Origin of the sequence: Ruicaihuangia caeni, from assembly GCF_029952955.1 — a bacterium.
GTDB classification, from domain to species: domain Bacteria; phylum Actinomycetota; class Actinomycetes; order Actinomycetales; family Microbacteriaceae; genus Ruicaihuangia; species Ruicaihuangia caeni.
The window spans coordinates 13,885-29,900 of record NZ_JASATX010000002.1 but is presented as its reverse complement, the minus strand read 5'-3'; the positions used below and the strand labels follow the sequence as shown (position 1 = coordinate 29,900).

The window sequence follows — 16,016 nt, the reverse complement described above, 5'->3', positions numbered from 1 at the left end:
CCGGCAGCAGGATTCGCAGCCAACGGCCCGGCGTGCGCGCCGCGCCGCCGAGGGCACGACTGCCACCGTCCCGGACGCGCCGGGGTGTGTTCGGCTGCTGTGATGTCACCGGGTGCCCCTATCTTGCTGCCTCACGTTAGCAAATACCGAACGCCTCTCACCTTCGGATCAGCCGAGAATCCGGGCGCTCGAGGGCTCAGTGGAGCAGCGCCGCGGCCGCAGCCAGCACCGCCACCGATCCGACCGTCGTGATGAGGATCGTGTCGCGGGCGACGGTCTCGCCGCGGCCGTACCGCTGGGCGTAGTTGAACACGTTCTGCGCGGTCGGCAGCGCGGCGAGCGCGACGACCACGAACAACTGATGCCCCGAGATTCCGAGCGCCGATCCGAGCAACCACGCAGCCAGCGGCATCGCGAACAGCTTCAGCGCAGATGCGGTGAGCACGTCTCGTCGACCGGTGCCCGGTTGCAGCAGGCGCTGCCCGTGCAGCGACATGCCGTAGTTCATGAGCATGAGAGGCACCGCCGCCGCCCCCATGATGCGGAACGGCTCGAGCGCCGCCTCGGGGACCGGCACCTTGGTGAGGGCGAGCACGAGACCGATGGCGGAACCGATGATGATCGGATTGCGGAACGGTTGAGCGAGGATGCGACCGACGGATACCCCGCCTCGAGTGCTGAGATCGAGCGCCGTGAGCGACAGCGGGGTGATGAGCAGCAGTTGCAGCAGGATCACGGGCGCCACCCACGCCGCGTCGCCCAGCACGTACACCGCGACCGGGATGCCGATGTTGTTCGCGTTGACGTAGCCCGCCGCGAGCGTCGTCACGACCGTCTCGGCGGTCTTCCGCCGCCAGACGAATCTGACGACGAGGAACATCACCAGGAAGACCGACAGCGCAGCGAGCAACGATGCGAGCATCAGCGGCGAGAACAGCCGAGCGGGGTCGGCATCGGCGATCACTGTGAGCAGCAAGCACGGCGACAGCACGAAGAAGACGAGCTTCGCGAGCATGTATCGCGCCTCATCGCCGAGCAAGCCGGTGCGCCTGACCAGGTAGCCGGTGGCAATGATGACCGCGATGATCGCGAATCCGACGAGAACCCCCAGCACCTGGTCATTCTGTCGCGGCGAGAGCCCGCGGCTCGCTCGAGTCCCGCAGAGCGGGGCGCGACCTCCGTTGCGGTTTGCGCAAGCCGGGGTTCTTTCGCAATTTCCTTGCCTGCGGTGACCCAACTGCGCCGCTTCATTGCGGCTGGCTCATGCCTTTGCGGCGATCATCCGCGTACGCTGAAAACACGGGTGCGCACGAGCGCGCCCTGACATCCACGCCGCCGGAACAAGGGAGCTTCGGCGGCGGCCGCTTCGCGCAAGGAGGCTCGCGATGACCCAGACGCAACCACGCGCCCTGGCCGAGACAGCGGCCCTCGACACGGCGGCGTTCGACGCTCGCGCGTTGCAGCAGCATCCGGCCTGGCATGCGACGAAGACCGCAGCGAGCGCGCTGCGACCGCTGCAGCAGCGGGATGGCAGCATCCCGGATGCCGCCGCCCACGCCGACGCCGCGGAGCACGTGGCCACGTTGGCGGCTGCGCTCCGCTCGCTCGCCCCTGAGCTCCCGCACGACGCCGACTATCTGACCGCCTGCGCCACCGACTTCGAGCGGTGGGCCGCCGAGGGGTTCGGGGTGCCGGATTTCATGGACTCCCTGTCGAAGTTCCACCCCGAGCAATCGCGCGCCGATGGGGCGGCCCACGTCGTGGTGTTCCCGATGGTGACCCAGAACGGCTCACCCGACCGACTCGTCGAGGCCGTCTTGATCGAGGTGATCTGGCCCGAATTCATCGCCGATCTCGAGGCGGGCGACTTCTCCAACCCGATGTTCGTGCCGATTCGGTTCATCGACTTCACGGGCGGGTACGACACCAACTCAGCGGTGCTGTTCCCGGAGACCGTCGCAATGCGCGAGCTCGTGTCGTTCACCTGGGGCGCCATCTTCGCCGATCGCGAAGCGGCGAGGTTCCGCCGGGTCGTGCGGGCGGCATCCGAGATCACCCGCCTCGAACTGCCCGACGATGCACTGCGCCTGCTCGATGACCAGGGCCTCTGCGAACAGACCTTCGTGATGTGGGACCTCATCCACGACCGCACTCACATGCGAGGCGACCTGCCGTTCGATCCGTTCATGATCAAGCAGCGGATGCCGTACTTCCTGTACTCGCTCGAGGAACTGCGCTGCGACCTCACCGCCTTCCGTGAAGCGGTCAGGCTCGCGGCATCCGACGAGACCGACGAGGTGACGCGCGACCGAGCACGGCTCGTGCAGTTCGCGGTGCTCTTCGACCGCATCTTCCGGTTCGCGCTCACCGGCTCACGAGTTCGGAACTACGACGGGCTCGGCGGGCAACTGCTTTTCGCGTGGCTGCACCAGCGAGGCGTGCTGCACTGGACCGACACCCGGCTCTCGATCGAGTGGGACGAGGTCGCGGCGGCGGTGACGGCGCTCGGCGACAGCATCGACGAGCTCTATTGGCGGTCGATCGACCGCCCGAAGGTCGCGCACTGGCTCGCGGCGTACGACCTCGTGCGCTCGACCCTCGAACCGCACCCGGCGTCGCAGTGGGCGCGCGGTCTCCCCGACGACGTGCTCTCGGGACCACCCCGCGGCATGACCGACGCGGTGCTCGACGATGAGTTCCCGCTCTCGATGTTCTACGAGGCGCTGCAGAAGAAGCTGTCTCCGGTCATCGAGTCGACCGTGGGCATCACCGGCCGCGACTGACGCTTCACTACAGTTGAGCGGGTGCTCGAACTGCGGGGAATCGTCAAGAACTTCGGAGACCGCCGCGCGCTGAACGACGTGAGCTTCGCCGTGCGCAGCGGACGGATCACCGGCTTCGTCGGCGGCAACGGTGCCGGCAAGACCACTGCCATGCGCGTCATCCTCGGCGTGCTGAGGCCGGACGCCGGCGCCGTCACCCTTGACGGGCAACCGTTGACCCCGGCGGTCCGCAGCGGCTTCGGCTACATGCCGGAGGAGCGCGGCCTCTACCCGAAGATGAAGGTCGCCGAGCAGATCGAGTACCTCGGCAGACTCCACGGCATGGCCGCGGCCGATGCGAGGCGCGCTACTACGGAACTGCTCGAACAACTCGACCTCGCCGACCGAGCCGACGCGACGGTCGAGAGCCTCTCGCTCGGCAACCAGCAGCGGGCGCAGATCGCCGCTGCGCTCGTGCACGATCCCGGGGTGCTGGTGCTCGACGAGCCCTTCTCCGGTCTTGACCCGATGGCGGTCGATACCGTGCTGGCCGTGCTCAAGCGCTTCGCTGACAAGGGCGCGAGAGTGCTGTTCTCCTCACACCAGCTCGATATCGTCGAGCGTCTCTGCGATGACCTGGTCGTCATCGCAGGCGGAGAGGTGCGCGCGGCGGGCTCGCGCGACGAGTTGCGGGCCGCCCACACGAGAAATCGCTACGAGCTGCACACGTCCAAGTCGACCGAGTGGCTGCACAGCGAGCCGTCGCTCACAGTGCTCGAGCTGGATGGGGGCCGGGCGGTGTTCGAAACCGACGAGCCGGCTGCAGCCCAAGAGGCTCTGCGACGAGCCTCGACGACGGGACCGGTGCTGAGGTTCGGCCCTCTGCACCCGTCGCTCGCCGACATCTTCAAGGAGGTCGTCCGATGACGAGACCGCTCGGGATGGTCGCCGCTGTGCGGCTCGTCGCCGGCCGCGAGATCCGCATGAAGCTACGCAGCAAGGCGTTCTTGATCGCGACGGGCGTGCTCATGCTGCTCGTGGTAGCGGCGGTGGTGGTCGGCGGCATCGCGGGGTCGAGCGAGTCGACGACGAAGGTCGCGGCTACAGGCGCCGCCATAGAGCAGTTGCGTGCCGTGCCCGGCCTCGAAGTGACCAAGGCTTCGGATGCCGCTTCCGCAGAAGGGCTAGTGCGCTCCGGCGAGGTCGAGGCCGCCGTCATCCCCGATCCTTCAACGGCGCTCGGCCTGACGGTCGTCGCGCTCGAAGCGGTTCCCGGCGGGCTCGTGCAGTTGCTCAGCGTCTCTCCCTCGGTCGAGCTGCTCGAGCCACCCACCCAGAACCCCTTCCTTGCCTATCTCGCTGCGATCGGCTTCGGCATCATCTTCTTCGTGTCGGCCATGACCTTCGGCATGACGATCGCGCAGTCGGTTGTCGAGGAGAAGCAGACGCGCATCATCGAGATCCTGATGTCGACGGTGCCGGTGCGGGCCCTTCTCGCCGGGAAGATCCTCGGAAACAGCGCGCTCGCGTTCGGGCAGATCTTGGCGATCGGGGGTCTGGCAGCGATCGGGATGGCAGCGACCCGACAAGAGCTGCTGCTCGGAGACATAGGACCGGCGCTGGCCTGGTTCGTCGTGTTCTTCCTGTTCGGGTTCGTGCTGCTGGCCGCCATCTACTCGGCCACCGCCGCGCTCGTCTCACGTCAGGAGGACGTCGGCACTGCCACAGCGCCGGCGACGTACCTCGTGATGATCCCGTATTTCCTGGTCATCTTCTTCTTCGACAATCCGCTTGTGCTCGGCATCATGTCGTACGTGCCGTTCTCGGCTCCCGTCGGAATGCCGATGCGGGTGTTCCTCGGCAGCGCCGAATGGTGGGAGCCGCTGGTCTCGCTGGCGGTGCTGCTGGTGTCAACGGCGCTCGTGGTACTGCTCGGAGCGCGCATGTACTCGAACTCGCTCCTCCGAACCGGCGCCCGGGTGCGCCTGCGGGAGGCGCTCGGCTCGCGCTGAGCAACGTCGCCGCGCTGAGCAAAGTCGGTGCTCGCGCTCCCGCAGGCAATCAGGGATCGTTTCGGCCGGGGCCGCGCTGTGCGGCGCGAGTAGAGTCCACGGTGTAGGTGCTTCACCCGAAAGGCGGTGCCGCAATGGTGTGGAATCACGGGTTCGGCGCGTGGTGGATGTGGATCCCCGGACTGCTGCTGATGGCGCTGGTCGTCGCCGCGATCGTCGTGCTCATCGTTCTGCTCACGCGCTCGACCGGGCAGGGACGGGGATGGACCGGTGGCATGGATCACGGCGCTCCGCCGCATGACCGGGCACGGCAACTGCTCGAAGAGCGGCTCGTGCGTGGCGAAGTGACGCCGCAGCAATACCGCGAACTGCTCGAGACGCTCGAGTCGGGCCGGCGCGGCAGGTCGGAGTCGTGAGGCGGCTGCACGACGCCACTCGGCGCGGATTCGCCAGCGACAACTACGCGGGCGCCCACCCCGAAGTGCTGCAGGCGATCGCCGAGGCGAATGAGGGGCATGAAGTCGCCTACGGAGAAGACGCCTACACCGCCAGACTGCGCGAGATGATGCGCGAGCACTTCGGGCCGGATGCCGAGACCTTCCCCGTCTTCAACGGCACCGGCGCGAACGTGACGGCGCTCATGAGCCTTTTGCCGCGCTGGGGCGCCGTCGTCTGCGCGAAGACCGCGCACATCAACACCGACGAGAACGGAGCCCCGGAGCGCGTCGGAGGGCTCAAGCTGCTGCCGGTCGAAACCGTCGATGGCAAGCTGACGCCCGAGCTGATCGACCGTGAGGCCTGGGGCTGGGGCGATGAGCACCGGGCCCAGCCGCTCGCCGTGAGCATCACTCAGACGACCGAGCTGGGCACGCTCTACTCGGTGGACGAGGTGGGATCGATCGCCGAGCACGCGCATGCGCGCGGCATGGCGGTCCACATGGACGGCGCCCGGTTGGCGAACGCGGCGGCCGCTCTCGGAGTCCCGTTGCGCGAGTTCACGAGCGACGCGGGCATCGATGTGCTGAGCTTCGGGGGCACGAAGAACGGCGTGCTCTTCGGTGAGGCGGTCGTCGTGCTGAACCCGGCGGCATCCGACGGACTGCTGTATCTGCGCAAGCTCACGATGCAGCTGGCGTCGAAGATGCGGTTCGTGTCGGCGCAACTGCTCGCCCTCCTCGACGACGATCTCTATCTGCGCTCAGCACGGCATTCCAACCAGATGGCGGCTCGGCTGCGACGAACCCTCGAGGAGCGGATCGCCAGCGGTGAGATCGCGGGGTTGGGCTTCACGCAGGCGACCCAGGCCAACGCCGTATTCGCGACATTGCCTGAGGGGGTGGCCGATCGCCTGCGCGAGCGGTTCCGCTTCTACGACTGGGATGCCGCCCGCGGCGAGGTGCGGTGGATGACGAGTTTCGACACCACGGAAGCCGATATCGACGCGTTCGCCGACGCCATCGCCCGCGAGCTCTCCGCCTGAGCCTGCTGGCGCGCTGGCGCACTGGCGCCGGCGAGCGACCCGGCCCGGGTTCGGAGCTGTTCGGATCCCGGCACTCCCGGGCCCTTACCGAGTTCCGCCCCTTGACAACACGGACGAACGACTGGCGCGGTCGCTCCCACAGGGAGGCAACCGCGCCAGTCGCGCTACGCGCTCAGGTCAGCGCGCGAGCGGCTCGACCAGTTCTTCGTCGTCGGCGTCTTCCGAGCGCTCGATGACCACGAGGGTGCTGCCCGTCGCCGCGGCGTGCAGCCGCTTGCGATGCACCCACCACTCGACAGCCACGCCGAGCACACCCACGACGCCGACGCCGATCACAGTCGACCAGTCGGTCGCCCACCCTGCACCCGACTCGCGAGGCCATGCCACGTTGACGATCTGGAAGAGCAGCCAGATGAGGGCGAGCACACTCACAGCACGACCGGCGCGGCCGAGGAAGAGGTCGGGCTCGTCATGCCATGAGCCGCGCACGCGCGCGATCGCCATACCGAGGATCGGGAAGAGGAACGAGATGAAGAAGCCCACGGACGAGAACGAGATCAGCGCCATCTGAATCCCCTCGCTCTGGAAGGGGATGAAGAGCAGCACGGCCACGACCGCGGTCACCAGCACGGCGACTCGAGGCAGACCGGTGTCACCCGACAACCTGGTCAGGGTGCGAGCGAAGGGGAGCTCGCCATTGCGGGCGGTGGCCCAGACGATGCGGGAGACCGTGATCTGGATGGTCATGAGACTTGCGGCGAAGGCGATGACGAACAACGCGAGCACGCCGCGGAACACCGGCTCGGGGAACGTCGCGGCCATGATCGCGACGGCGGGGTCGGCAGCGTTCTCGGGGTTCTGCAAGAACTCGTCGCTCGGCACGGCGAGCGTGAAGGCGAGTGTGCTGAGCAGCACGATGCTCATGATCGCGAAGAACGACACCACCATGGCGCGCGGCACGGCGCGCTTCGGCCGCTTCACTTCTTCGGCGATCGAGCTGGCGCTCTCGAATCCGATCGCGAAGTAGCTCGAGAAGGCGATGGCCATCACGAAGGGCGCAGCGAAGAAGACGCCGTCGAATTCGCCGAGGGAGGCGGGCGAGATGTAGTCGAGCGTCTGATGACGCTCGAAGAAGAGCAGCCAGATCGCCACACCGACGGAGCCGACCGCTTCGGCCACCAGCACGCCGACCATGAGGATCTTGATGAACACGCGCCCCGCGAGGTTGACGACCGTGGTCAACGCCAGCAGCCCGACCGCGAGCCACGTGACGAAGCCCGGGTCTGCCGCCGGAATGTCGAAGATCGGCGGGATGAGCACTGCACCCGCGTAAGCCACCGCCGGAAGCGTGATCAGCAGGGTGCAGATGTAGGTCCAGGAGGCGAACCATCCATACCGGTGGCCCAAGAGCCTGCGCGACCACTGGTAGATGCCGCCGGACTCGGCCCACTTCGACGCGAGCACACCGAGCGTGAGCACCACGACGAACTGGCCTGCGTACAGCACCAGGCCGCCCCAGATGAACGCCGGCCCCGAAGCCGAGAGACCGACTCCGAGCACGCTGTAGAGCGCGACGATAGGAGACACGAACGCGAAGGCCACCGAGAGCGCTGAGAACATCGTGAACTCTCGCTTCATCGCGGTTGGTGCAGCTGCCACAGAAACTCCTTTGATTCTTCGGCCAGGACCGGATGCCGCGCCACCGAGCAGCGGTGCGACGATACACGCGGCGCTCGATCTCGGATCGCCATCGGTCCGGGGAAATGCTAAAGGATGTCGAAACGTTTAGGCAAGGGGTTTCTTCTCCTGGGGCGGCTGCCTTAGCATCGGTGCTAAACGCTTCGGCAACCGATGCTCGCTCGCCTGCGTGAAGGCCTCTTGATCGCAGCTCGTTGAACCCCCAACAGAAGGGCGCCAATAATGCTCCGTTCGTCGCTCCGGGTGGAGGTCGTTCAGGCCACTCCAGCACCGAGAGACATCGCAGCCAATCTCGAAACCACCGCAGCGATGGTCGAAGCGAGTGCGGCCGACGTGATCGTCTTCCCCGAACTGTTCCTGACGGGATACCAGACGGCTGCGCTCGAGGAGCTCGCGATGCCTACTACCGACGCGAGGCTCGGCTCGCTCGCCGCACGGTGCGCGGAGCGCGAGACCGCGCTGCTGGTCGGATTCATCGAACGCGCGGCCGAGGGATACTACGACGCCTACCTCGCCATAGACGCTGACGGCACGATCCTCCCCGCGGTGCGGAAGACCCACCTGTTCGGCGCCGAGGGCGACGTCTTCCTCGCGGGCGATTCCCTCGACCCGATCACGCTCTGCGGAACGCCGATCGGAGTGATCAACTGCTTCGAGCTCGAGTTTCCTGAGGTCGCTCGAACCCTCGCATTGAAGGGCGCGGCACTGCTGCTCGCGGGGTCGGCGAACATGCACCCCTACTCGGAGGATCACCGCATCGCCTCAACGGCGCGCGCGCTCGAGAACCGCCTGCCCGTGGCCTATGCGAATCGCGTGGGCTCGGAGTCGGGCCACACCTTCTGCGGCTTCAGCAGGATCGTCGATCGAGACGGCTCTCTTCTCGGCGAACTGGGTGAGGACGAGCAGGGATCGCTGGTGGCCGACCTGGCGGTGAACGCCACGGTGCCGACCGAGGTCGCCATGCTCGCTCAACGCCGACCCGAGCTGTACAGCGGTTGAACACGAACGCGGGGCCGGCATCCAACCGACCCCGCGTTCGTGACTGCCGTTCTCAGCCGACGCGCACCGGCGTGCTGGGGCAACCGGCGTGGAACGCGAGCGCCTCGATGGCGATCCGCGCCGCGACCAGCTGAGTGCGGGTCGAGTGGTCGAGCGACGGAGCGGGCTCGGCGATGTCGAGTCCGATGAGACCAGCCGGCGCGATGCCGCGCACGATCTCGAGCGCCTCACGCATCGTCATGCCGCCGGGGGTCGGCGCACAGGTGCCGGGCGCGAACGCCGCGTCGAGGGTGTCGACGTCGAAGGTGAGGTAGAAGCCGTCTTCGCCCACGCGCTCAAGAATCTGCTCGACGGCCCATACCGTCCCGTTCTGCCAGATCTCCTCGAGCCAGATCACACGGATGCCGTTGTCGCGGCAGTACTTCAGTTCGGTCTTCGGGTTCATCCACCCGCTGATGCCGACGAGCACCATCTTCGAGGGGTCGTATCCGTTGTCGACGGCACGCGTGATGGTGCAGCAGTGATTGAGCTCCTCGCCCCCCACGTTCGGCGCCGCATCCAGATGAGTGTCGAACTGCACCCATCCCGGGTTCTCCGCAGCCTTGCGGGCTGCTTTCCCGACCGGGATGCTCACCGAGTGGTCACCCCCGAAGACCACCGGAATCGCCCCGGCGGCGACGATCTCGGCGATGTCTGCTTCGACCCGCTCGAACGTCTTCGGAGTGTTTCCGAGCGCCACGTGGCAATCGCCGCCGTCCGCGAGCGGCAGGTGCTGGAAGAGGTCGAAATCGTAGGTGGCCTGGAAGTTCGTGAACTGCACCGACGTCTCGCGGATAGCCCTCGGCCCGTAGTTCGCGCCACTGCGACTGATCGTGGTCGCGTCGAAGGGGAAGCCGTACACGACGGCCTTGGCACCCGACGCGATGATCGCCTCGCGCTTCAGCTCCACCTGCGGCACACCCATGAAGGTGCCGCCGAGACCGCCATGCAGCAGTCCGTTCCACATGGTCTCGTCGAAGGAGGTCCCTGCCGTGTCGCTCATGATTCTCTCTTTCCACGCTGCCGCACAGCGCATCTCCGTTGATGATCAGTGCTCGCTCGGACATTGCCGCACCTTCCGTGAAGGCGTTGCCGAAACGATTCGGCTCAGCGTAGCACGGCGGTCCCCGCGCCCGTCGAGCGCTTTTGCCGACGTCGCAGCCGGAGGATGCATGGGCCGCCGGTATCCTGGCCCGAATGCCGAAACGTTCTGAGATCGCGGACCTCGAAGCCGCATTGCAATCGCACCTCGAAGCGGTGTCGAGCCGCGTGACGTCGCTGCTCGAAGCCCAATTCGAGCAGCTGTCGCTGCAATGCTCGCCGGCGGAGCTCGTCGGCTCCCTGAATGGGGGCAAGATGTTGCGCGCGCGCCTCGCCTGGCTCGTGGCGAACGCCTTCGGAACCGCCCCGAGAGAAGACCTGGTGCGAGCCGGCGCGGCCATCCAGCTGCTCCACTCGGCCTCGCTCGTGCACGACGACATCATCGACGACTCGGCGGTCCGGCGAGGCCGCCCGACGCTGCACATTCTCACGGATGCCGAAACCGCCATCCTCATCGGCGATCTTCTCGTCGCGATGGCGTTCGAGCACGTCGCTCCGCTGGGCCGCGAGGCCACGGCGGCACTCGCTTCGGCCTTCACCCAGCTCTGCCGGGGCCAGCTCAGCGAGGCCTCTCTCAGCTGGGGCGATGACGCATGCGAGCGGCTCGAGGAGTATGCGAGGCTCAAGACGGGCGCGCTGTTCGGTGCGGCGTTCGAGCTCGGGGCGCTCTCGACGGGGATGCAGGCAGCTGAACAAGCCCGCTGCCGAGCGGCCGGCGAGTGGATCGGCGTGGCGTTCCAGTTCGCCGACGACCTCCTCGACGTGCAGACCGACGTCTCCGACCTCGACAAGGACCACGGAGCAGACATCAGGAACGGCATCCCGACGCTGCCGATCTGGCACGCCTACCACTCGCTCGGTGGATCCGCCGAGGAACCCGGGGCACAGGCGCTCGCGGCCGCTTCGGCCTCCGAGGCGAGCCGCGCCTTCACCGTCGGGAAGATCGCGGAACTGGTCGAGCGGGCCGAGGCAGCACTTCCGACCGCACAGCGGCCGGAACTGCTCTCTGCCGCGATCACGGTGACACTCGGCTCCCTTGCTCAGGGAGGCGCCCCAGCAGACGGAAGGCCACTGCCGTGAACCCGCGCCGCCCCACCATCAAAGATGTCGCTCGCGAGGCCGGCGTCTCTGTCGCCACCGCTTCAGAAGCGCTCAACGGCAAGGGACGCGTCGCCCCGGCCACGAGGCAGAACGTGATCGAGGTCGCTGAACGACTGCACTACACGCCCAGCCGAACCGCGAAGAATCTCAACGCGGGCCGAACCGGCACGATCGCGCTGGCGGTGTCGCCGATGTCTGGCGGAGGAGGCGCGGGATCGCTGCAGCCCGAGTGGGATGTGGAGTACTACTTCCGGGTGCTCAACGGCGCGAGCGCTCGCGCGTTCACCAAGGGGTTCCTGCTGTCGATGATCCCCTTCCACGGCACCTCTCACGGGTTTCTCAACTCCACCGATGGGCTCATCGTGGTCGACCCCGGGGCAGACGACGACCTCGTCGACCAAGCCGTTCGAAGAGGCATCGCCTGCGTGACGATCGGCCGCAACTCGCGCGAGGTGAGCTGGGTCGACAACGACTTCTTCACCGGCACAACGCAGTCGCTCGACCATCTCTCGGCCAGGTCGCCCGCGCTGTTCCTCAGCGAGACGACGTCGTCCTATGTGCGCGACGAGCTCTCCGCCTACCTCGAGTGGTGCGCTGCCGCAAACGCCAACCCGACGATCATCCGCTCCCCCGGACCACTCGTCGACGAGGCGGAGCCGGTCATCAGCGCCGCACTGAGCGCCGATGACCGCCAGTTCGACGCGGTGGTCACCACACTCGACACCCTCGCGATCGCGACCGAGCGCAGCGCGCGGCAGCTCGGCATCGACGTTCCGGAACGACTGCAGATCCTGAGCCTTGCCGACAGCCGGTACCTGCACTTCGGCCTGCAGCGCTCGATCACCGCCCTCGACCTGCACCCGGTCCGCCTCGGCGAGCTGGCGGTGGAACTCCTCGTCTCTCAGATCGAAGGCGACCGCGAGCGGCGACAGGAGCTGCTTCCCACCTCACTCACGATTCGCGAATCGACGAACGCGACGCCTGCGCGGTGACGAGCGGGCGGGCGGATGCCGACGCACTGCCCAGGCGCCATTGGTATTCTGCTGAGCGGGCCTCGACATCAGGGTCCGCGGACGAGGGAGCAGTACCCGCCCAGCGACAAGACTGACCAACCGGAGGTCGTTTCGTCATGGCGTGGATCGTGCTGATTCTGTCGGGGGTGCTCGAGGCCGTCTGGGCCACCGCGCTCTCGGCTTCCAAGGGTTTCAAGCGCATCCGGCCCGCGCTGGTGTTCGTGGTCGCGTTCGTCTTGAGCCTGGTGGGTCTCTCGTGGGCCATGCTCGAGATCCCCACGGGCACGGCGTATGCAGTGTGGACCTCGATCGGCGCAGCGCTCACGGTGGTGTGGGCGATCGTGACCGGCAAGGAGAAGGCCAGCCTCGTCAAGCTTCTGCTCGTGCTCGGGATCGTGGCGTGCGTCGTGGGCCTGAAGGTGTTCTCGTGAACGCGGCGTGGCTGGTGCTGCTGATGAGTGCAGCGCTCGAGGCCGTGTGGGCCACGGCCCTGGGGCAGTCGAACGGGTTCACGGAACCCGTCCCCACGGTGGTGTTCCTGGTCGCCGGAACGCTCAGCATCGGCGGGCTCGGCATCGCCATGAAGCGCCTGCCCATCAGCGTCGCGTACGCGGTGTGGACGGGCCTCGGCGCCGCACTGACGGTGAGCTACGCGATGCTGACCGGCGAGGAACCCTTCTCGGTGGTGAAGGTGCTGCTGCTGGCGGGACTACTCGGATGCGTGATCGGACTCAAACTCGTCGGAACACGAGAAGGAGACCACGACTCGGGCGCCGCTGCGATGACCAAGACTCCGGAGTGAGGCCGTCCTGCGCAGCAGGGCGCCGCCTCCCGTCATGCCGTGTCGACGCCCTACTGCGAACGGATCGGTCGAGCGCGGACTCCGCGTGCATCGCGCCTCAGCCCAGCTCGGCGACCCCGGCGCCCACCAACTCGTCGACGATGCGCGCGGCGAGCTCAGCGGCCGGGTTCTTCGAGTCGTCGGGGTAGAGCGCGTGCGAGCTCGTGAGCTCGCGGCTGCCATCGCTGCTGTACGCGCGGGCCGACACGAACAGCAGTCCGTTGTCGAGTTCCGCGGTCACCCCGAGGGGTGCCGCGCACACATCGCGCAGTCGCTCGAGCACCGCGCGCTCGGCGGTCGTGGTGAGCCTCGTAGCGCGATGGTCGAGGGCGCTCACGAGCTTCTCGTCGCCCCGACGGACCTCGAGGGCCAGCGCGCCCTGGGCGGCCTTCGTCGGCCACTCGCTGAGCGAGAAGCTCTCGGTCGCGGCATCGCCGCGGCCGAGCCGGGTCAGCGCCGCGGCGCCCACGATCACAGCATCCAGCTCGCCGTTCTCCACCCGGGCCAGCCGGGAGTCGAGGTCGCCCAGCACATCGACGGGTTCGAGCTCGGCGCGCTTGGATCGCAGCTGCGCTCGTGCGAGCGGCGAGCCAACGCCCACTCTCGCGCCCGCGTCGAGGGTCTCCAGCGTCAGGCCGTCGCGAGCGCACAGTGAATCTCGCGCGTCGCCCCGCTTGACGATCGCGGCGAGGCTGAGGTCGGGCCGCTCAGTCGTGGGCACGTCGCTGAGCGAGTGCACCACCACGTCGCACTCCCCTTCGGTGAGGGCCGTGCGCAAGGCGGAGACGAACACCCCCGTCGAATCGAGCGGCGCGAGTTCGGGCGCGAGACCGTCGCTCTCGGTGTGCACTGGCACGATCTCGACCGACGTGCCCGCTTTCCGGGCCAACCGCTCGACGATCGATTGCGTCTGCGCGAGCGCGAGCGCGCTGTCGCGCGAGCCGACGCGGATGCTCACGCAAGTACCTCGGCGAGTTGGGCACTGCTCACGAGGCGACCCGTGAAGAAGGGCACCTCCTCGCGCACATGCAGTCGAGCCTCGGCCGCGCGCAGGTGCCGCATCAGGTCGACGAGGTCGACGAGCTCATCGGCTTCGAGACCCAAGAGCCACTCGTAGTCGCCGAGAGCGAAGCTCGCCACGGTGTTGGCCTGCACCTGGGCGTATTCGCGGCCCATGCGCCCGTGCCCGCCGAGCATCCGACGGCGGTCCTCCTCCGGCAGCAAGTACCACTCGTACGACCGCACGAAGGGATACACGGTGAGCCAGCGCTTCGGCTTGGTGTCGCGCATGTACGCGGGGAGGTGGTCGCGCGAGAACTCGGCGTCGCGGTGCACGCCCATGGCGTTCCATGTCGGCAGCAGCGGCTGCAGCAATGGGCTCCGTCGCAGGATGCGAAGCGCGGCCTGCAGCCCCTCGGGCTCAGCACCGTGCAGCCAGATCATCGCGTCGGCGTCGGCGCGGAGTCCTGATACGTCATAGAGCCCCCGCACGGTCACTCCGGATGCCTCGACCTCGGCGATCGACGCGTCGAGCGCGGCGGAGGCTGCAGCATCCGCGGTCCGGCCGTTGGAGTTAGGGTCACGGCGCAGCACGGCCCAGAGCGTGTAGCCGAGCGTGGTGGAGTCAGTCGATGCAGTGTCGGACACAGTGGTGCGAGCTCTCTCGTTCGTGGGCGGGACGGCTGGTGGAAGAGGCAGCCGCGGGCGGATGCCGTGGCCGAGCCCTCTTGGCGAGGGGCCGGCCGCCTGATTCCGTCGTGAGGGGTCGGTGACCCGTTCCGCAGGGCTCAGTCGTCGCCGCTCACGCGCCAGACGATGAGTCCGACGATGGCGGCCACGACCGCTGCTCCTCCGGCCACCCACGGTACCGGGTCGCGCTTGAACGATAACCGTGCGCGCTCGATGGCGATCCTCGCCTGCTTCTTCACGTTCAGCTTGTCCTCGAGCTCGTCGAGGGTCGCCTCGAGATCGGCGCGGCGGGCGGCGGCGTCTGCCGCGAGCCGTTCGGTGTCGTTCATCGCTCCTCCGGTTGGGGCGAAGTGCGGGAGAGCACGCCCATGATGGTGAAGTAGTCGCGCTTCACCGAGTCGATCGTCTGCTCGGGAACCGGCGGCATCGCCTGCTTCAGCTGCCGCACACCGAGCATGACCAGCACGGCGATGACGATCAGCAGCAGGAGCGCGACCAAGAGCGCCGCGAGCCAGCCGGGCATCACGAGCGAGAGCGCGAAGATCGCGGCAGTGAGCAGTACGCCGACGAACAGCAGCACGATCACCGCGGCGATCAGCAGGAACGCGACGCCGATGCCCGCCAGCTTGAGCTTGGCGACGATCTCAGCCTTGAGCAGCGCGAACTCTGCCCGTACGAGGTCTGCGACCACCCCGGGAAGATCGCTCATGAGCTGGAAGAGCGAGCGCCGGCTTCCGTACCGGCGGCCGGCCTCGTCGCTCATGTGGTGGGTCCCTCCGCTCGACTGGGACCTGCGGCGCCCATGCCCTCGGGGGTGCCGGCCCGCGGTTCAGAGGCCGCGGAATCCGGAGCGATCTTGTCGGTCGAGGTCGACGCGCCCGACTCGGGGGCTCCAGCCGACTTGCGGCTCTTGCCAGCGCCGTTGCCGTTCTTGGCGGCGCCGTTACCGTTCTTGCCCGCGCCGCTGCCGCTCGACTCGTGGCCGGCTTCACCGCCGGCCTTCCGCTTCTCCGACGCCTTGGTCGCGAGCTTCTTCGTGGTCTCTGCCAGGAACCCGACCACCTCAGGGGCCTTGTCCTTGACCATGTCGCTGACCTCGTCGAAGCGCTTCTGCATGGGGTCGCTGTTCCAGAACCGCATTGCAGCGCTCTTCATCTTGTCGTACCTCGCTCGCCCGGCGCGCGCGCCGAGCACATAGCCGAGTCCGAGACCGGCGGCGAAGAGAAGCTTTCCTTTCACGGTGACCTCCGATGATCGTCGTCCGTCGTGCGTTCCCCAGAC

At 67.6% G+C, this 16,016-nt stretch carries 18 protein-coding genes and 1 riboswitch; of the genes, 10 read left to right on the top strand and 8 right to left on the bottom strand.

Annotated elements, in window-relative coordinates; translation table 11 throughout:
- Positions 1 to 196: 196 nt before the first annotated feature.
- Positions 197 to 1,114, bottom strand: coding sequence for an AEC family transporter (locus QF206_RS05265; protein WP_281488173.1), 918 nt, complete (start codon positions 1,112 to 1,114; stop codon positions 197 to 199).
- 271 nt (positions 1,115 to 1,385) lie between these two features.
- Between QF206_RS05265 and QF206_RS05260 the strand changes: the two genes are divergently transcribed.
- From QF206_RS05260 to QF206_RS05240, 5 genes are all read left to right on the top strand, one after another.
- On the top strand, positions 1,386 to 2,783 hold the full coding sequence (locus QF206_RS05260; RefSeq protein WP_281488172.1) for a DUF6421 family protein: 1,398 nt from the start codon (positions 1,386 to 1,388) through the stop codon (positions 2,781 to 2,783).
- A gap of 21 nt (positions 2,784 to 2,804) precedes the next feature.
- Complete coding sequence (locus tag QF206_RS05255) at positions 2,805 to 3,689, top strand: ABC transporter ATP-binding protein (RefSeq protein ID WP_281488171.1); 885 nt, start codon at positions 2,805 to 2,807, stop codon at positions 3,687 to 3,689.
- A complete protein-coding gene (locus QF206_RS05250) occupies positions 3,686 to 4,774 on the top strand; it encodes an ABC transporter permease (protein WP_281488170.1) in 1,089 nt (362 codons plus the stop codon). The genes QF206_RS05255 and QF206_RS05250 overlap by 4 nt, the downstream gene beginning before the upstream one ends.
- A 134-nt stretch (positions 4,775 to 4,908) precedes the next feature.
- Positions 4,909 to 5,190, top strand: a complete 282-nt coding sequence (locus QF206_RS05245; RefSeq protein ID WP_281488169.1) for an SHOCT domain-containing protein — start codon at positions 4,909 to 4,911, stop codon at positions 5,188 to 5,190.
- On the top strand, positions 5,187 to 6,254 hold the full coding sequence (locus QF206_RS05240; protein WP_281488168.1) for a threonine aldolase family protein: 1,068 nt from the start codon (positions 5,187 to 5,189) through the stop codon (positions 6,252 to 6,254). The genes QF206_RS05245 and QF206_RS05240 overlap by 4 nt, the downstream gene beginning before the upstream one ends.
- Before the next feature lie 177 nt (positions 6,255 to 6,431).
- Here QF206_RS05240 and QF206_RS05235 read toward each other — a convergent pair whose 3' ends face one another.
- Positions 6,432 to 7,913 carry an APC family permease gene (locus QF206_RS05235; RefSeq protein ID WP_281488167.1) on the bottom strand — a complete coding sequence of 494 codons (1,482 nt, stop codon included), beginning with the start codon at positions 7,911 to 7,913 and terminating at the stop codon, positions 6,432 to 6,434.
- A 261-nt stretch (positions 7,914 to 8,174) separates the two neighbouring features.
- Between QF206_RS05235 and QF206_RS05230 the strand changes: the two genes are divergently transcribed.
- Complete coding sequence (locus QF206_RS05230) at positions 8,175 to 8,951, top strand: nitrilase-related carbon-nitrogen hydrolase (RefSeq protein WP_281488166.1); 777 nt, start codon at positions 8,175 to 8,177, stop codon at positions 8,949 to 8,951.
- 52 nt (positions 8,952 to 9,003) lie between these two features.
- Here QF206_RS05230 and speB read toward each other — a convergent pair whose 3' ends face one another.
- Positions 9,004 to 9,993 (bottom strand): agmatinase, encoded by a 990-nt coding sequence (speB, locus tag QF206_RS05225; protein ID WP_281488165.1) that lies wholly within the window; start codon positions 9,991 to 9,993, stop codon positions 9,004 to 9,006.
- Positions 9,994 to 10,187: 194 nt separating this feature from the next.
- On the opposite strand from speB, the gene QF206_RS05220 reads away from it, so the two are divergent.
- The 4 genes from QF206_RS05220 (at position 10,188) to QF206_RS05205 (ending at position 13,007) form a co-directional block, all read left to right on the top strand.
- A complete protein-coding gene (locus QF206_RS05220; RefSeq protein ID WP_281488164.1) occupies positions 10,188 to 11,171 on the top strand; it encodes a polyprenyl synthetase family protein in 984 nt (327 codons plus the stop codon).
- A complete protein-coding gene (locus QF206_RS05215) occupies positions 11,168 to 12,184 on the top strand; it encodes a LacI family DNA-binding transcriptional regulator (protein WP_281488163.1) in 1,017 nt (338 codons plus the stop codon). Before QF206_RS05220 ends, QF206_RS05215 begins: the two co-directional genes overlap by 4 nt.
- Positions 12,185 to 12,238: 54 nt before the next feature.
- Positions 12,239 to 12,305: riboswitch (guanidine-III (ykkC-III) riboswitch) on the top strand.
- A 16-nt stretch (positions 12,306 to 12,321) separates the two neighbouring features.
- Complete coding sequence (locus QF206_RS05210) at positions 12,322 to 12,636, top strand: DMT family transporter (RefSeq protein WP_281488162.1); 315 nt, start codon at positions 12,322 to 12,324, stop codon at positions 12,634 to 12,636.
- Positions 12,633 to 13,007, top strand: a complete 375-nt coding sequence (locus QF206_RS05205; RefSeq protein WP_281488161.1) for a DMT family transporter — start codon at positions 12,633 to 12,635, stop codon at positions 13,005 to 13,007. The genes QF206_RS05210 and QF206_RS05205 overlap by 4 nt, the downstream gene beginning before the upstream one ends.
- 97 nt (positions 13,008 to 13,104) lie before the next feature.
- On the opposite strand, the gene hemC is transcribed toward QF206_RS05205, so the two are convergent.
- The 5 genes from hemC to QF206_RS05180 all read right to left on the bottom strand — a co-directional run bounded on the left by hemC (position 13,105) and on the right by QF206_RS05180 (position 15,974).
- The gene (gene hemC / locus QF206_RS05200; RefSeq protein WP_281488160.1) at positions 13,105 to 14,004 is read right to left on the bottom strand and encodes a hydroxymethylbilane synthase; all 900 of its coding nucleotides are present in this window, start codon (positions 14,002 to 14,004) and stop codon (positions 13,105 to 13,107) included.
- Positions 14,001 to 14,693 carry a hydrogen peroxide-dependent heme synthase gene (hemQ, locus tag QF206_RS05195; protein WP_422785359.1) on the bottom strand — a complete coding sequence of 231 codons (693 nt, stop codon included), beginning with the start codon at positions 14,691 to 14,693 and terminating at the stop codon, positions 14,001 to 14,003. Before hemQ ends, hemC begins: the two co-directional genes overlap by 4 nt.
- A gap of 140 nt (positions 14,694 to 14,833) precedes the next feature.
- Positions 14,834 to 15,064, bottom strand: coding sequence for a DUF3618 domain-containing protein (locus QF206_RS05190; RefSeq protein ID WP_281488159.1), 231 nt, complete (start codon positions 15,062 to 15,064; stop codon positions 14,834 to 14,836).
- Complete coding sequence (locus QF206_RS05185; RefSeq protein ID WP_281488158.1) at positions 15,061 to 15,498, bottom strand: phage holin family protein; 438 nt, start codon at positions 15,496 to 15,498, stop codon at positions 15,061 to 15,063. The genes QF206_RS05190 and QF206_RS05185 overlap by 4 nt, the downstream gene beginning before the upstream one ends.
- Positions 15,495 to 15,974 (bottom strand): hypothetical protein, encoded by a 480-nt coding sequence (locus QF206_RS05180; protein ID WP_281488157.1) that lies wholly within the window; start codon positions 15,972 to 15,974, stop codon positions 15,495 to 15,497. Before QF206_RS05180 ends, QF206_RS05185 begins: the two co-directional genes overlap by 4 nt.
- Positions 15,975 to 16,016 lie beyond the last annotated feature (42 nt).

What these genes read in the sequence shown, in the direction of transcription:
- QF206_RS05260 (WP_281488172.1), top strand. Translation starts at nt 1,386, where the DNA reads ATGACCCAGACGCAACCACGCGCCCTGGCCGAGACAGCGGCCCTCGAC.
- QF206_RS05250 (WP_281488170.1), top strand. Translation starts at nt 3,686, where the DNA reads ATGACGAGACCGCTCGGGATGGTCGCCGCTGTGCGGCTCGTCGCCGGC.
- QF206_RS05245 (WP_281488169.1), top strand. Translation starts at nt 4,909, where the DNA reads ATGGTGTGGAATCACGGGTTCGGCGCGTGGTGGATGTGGATCCCCGGA.
- QF206_RS05230 (WP_281488166.1), top strand. Translation starts at nt 8,175, where the DNA reads ATGCTCCGTTCGTCGCTCCGGGTGGAGGTCGTTCAGGCCACTCCAGCA.
- speB (WP_281488165.1), bottom strand. Translation starts at nt 9,993, where the DNA reads ATGAGCGACACGGCAGGGACCTCCTTCGACGAGACCATGTGGAACGGA.
- QF206_RS05220 (WP_281488164.1), top strand. Translation starts at nt 10,188, where the DNA reads ATGCCGAAACGTTCTGAGATCGCGGACCTCGAAGCCGCATTGCAATCG.
- QF206_RS05210 (WP_281488162.1), top strand. Translation starts at nt 12,322, where the DNA reads ATGGCGTGGATCGTGCTGATTCTGTCGGGGGTGCTCGAGGCCGTCTGG.
- QF206_RS05190 (WP_281488159.1), bottom strand. Translation starts at nt 15,064, where the DNA reads ATGAACGACACCGAACGGCTCGCGGCAGACGCCGCCGCCCGCCGCGCC.
- QF206_RS05185 (WP_281488158.1), bottom strand. Translation starts at nt 15,498, where the DNA reads ATGAGCGACGAGGCCGGCCGCCGGTACGGAAGCCGGCGCTCGCTCTTC.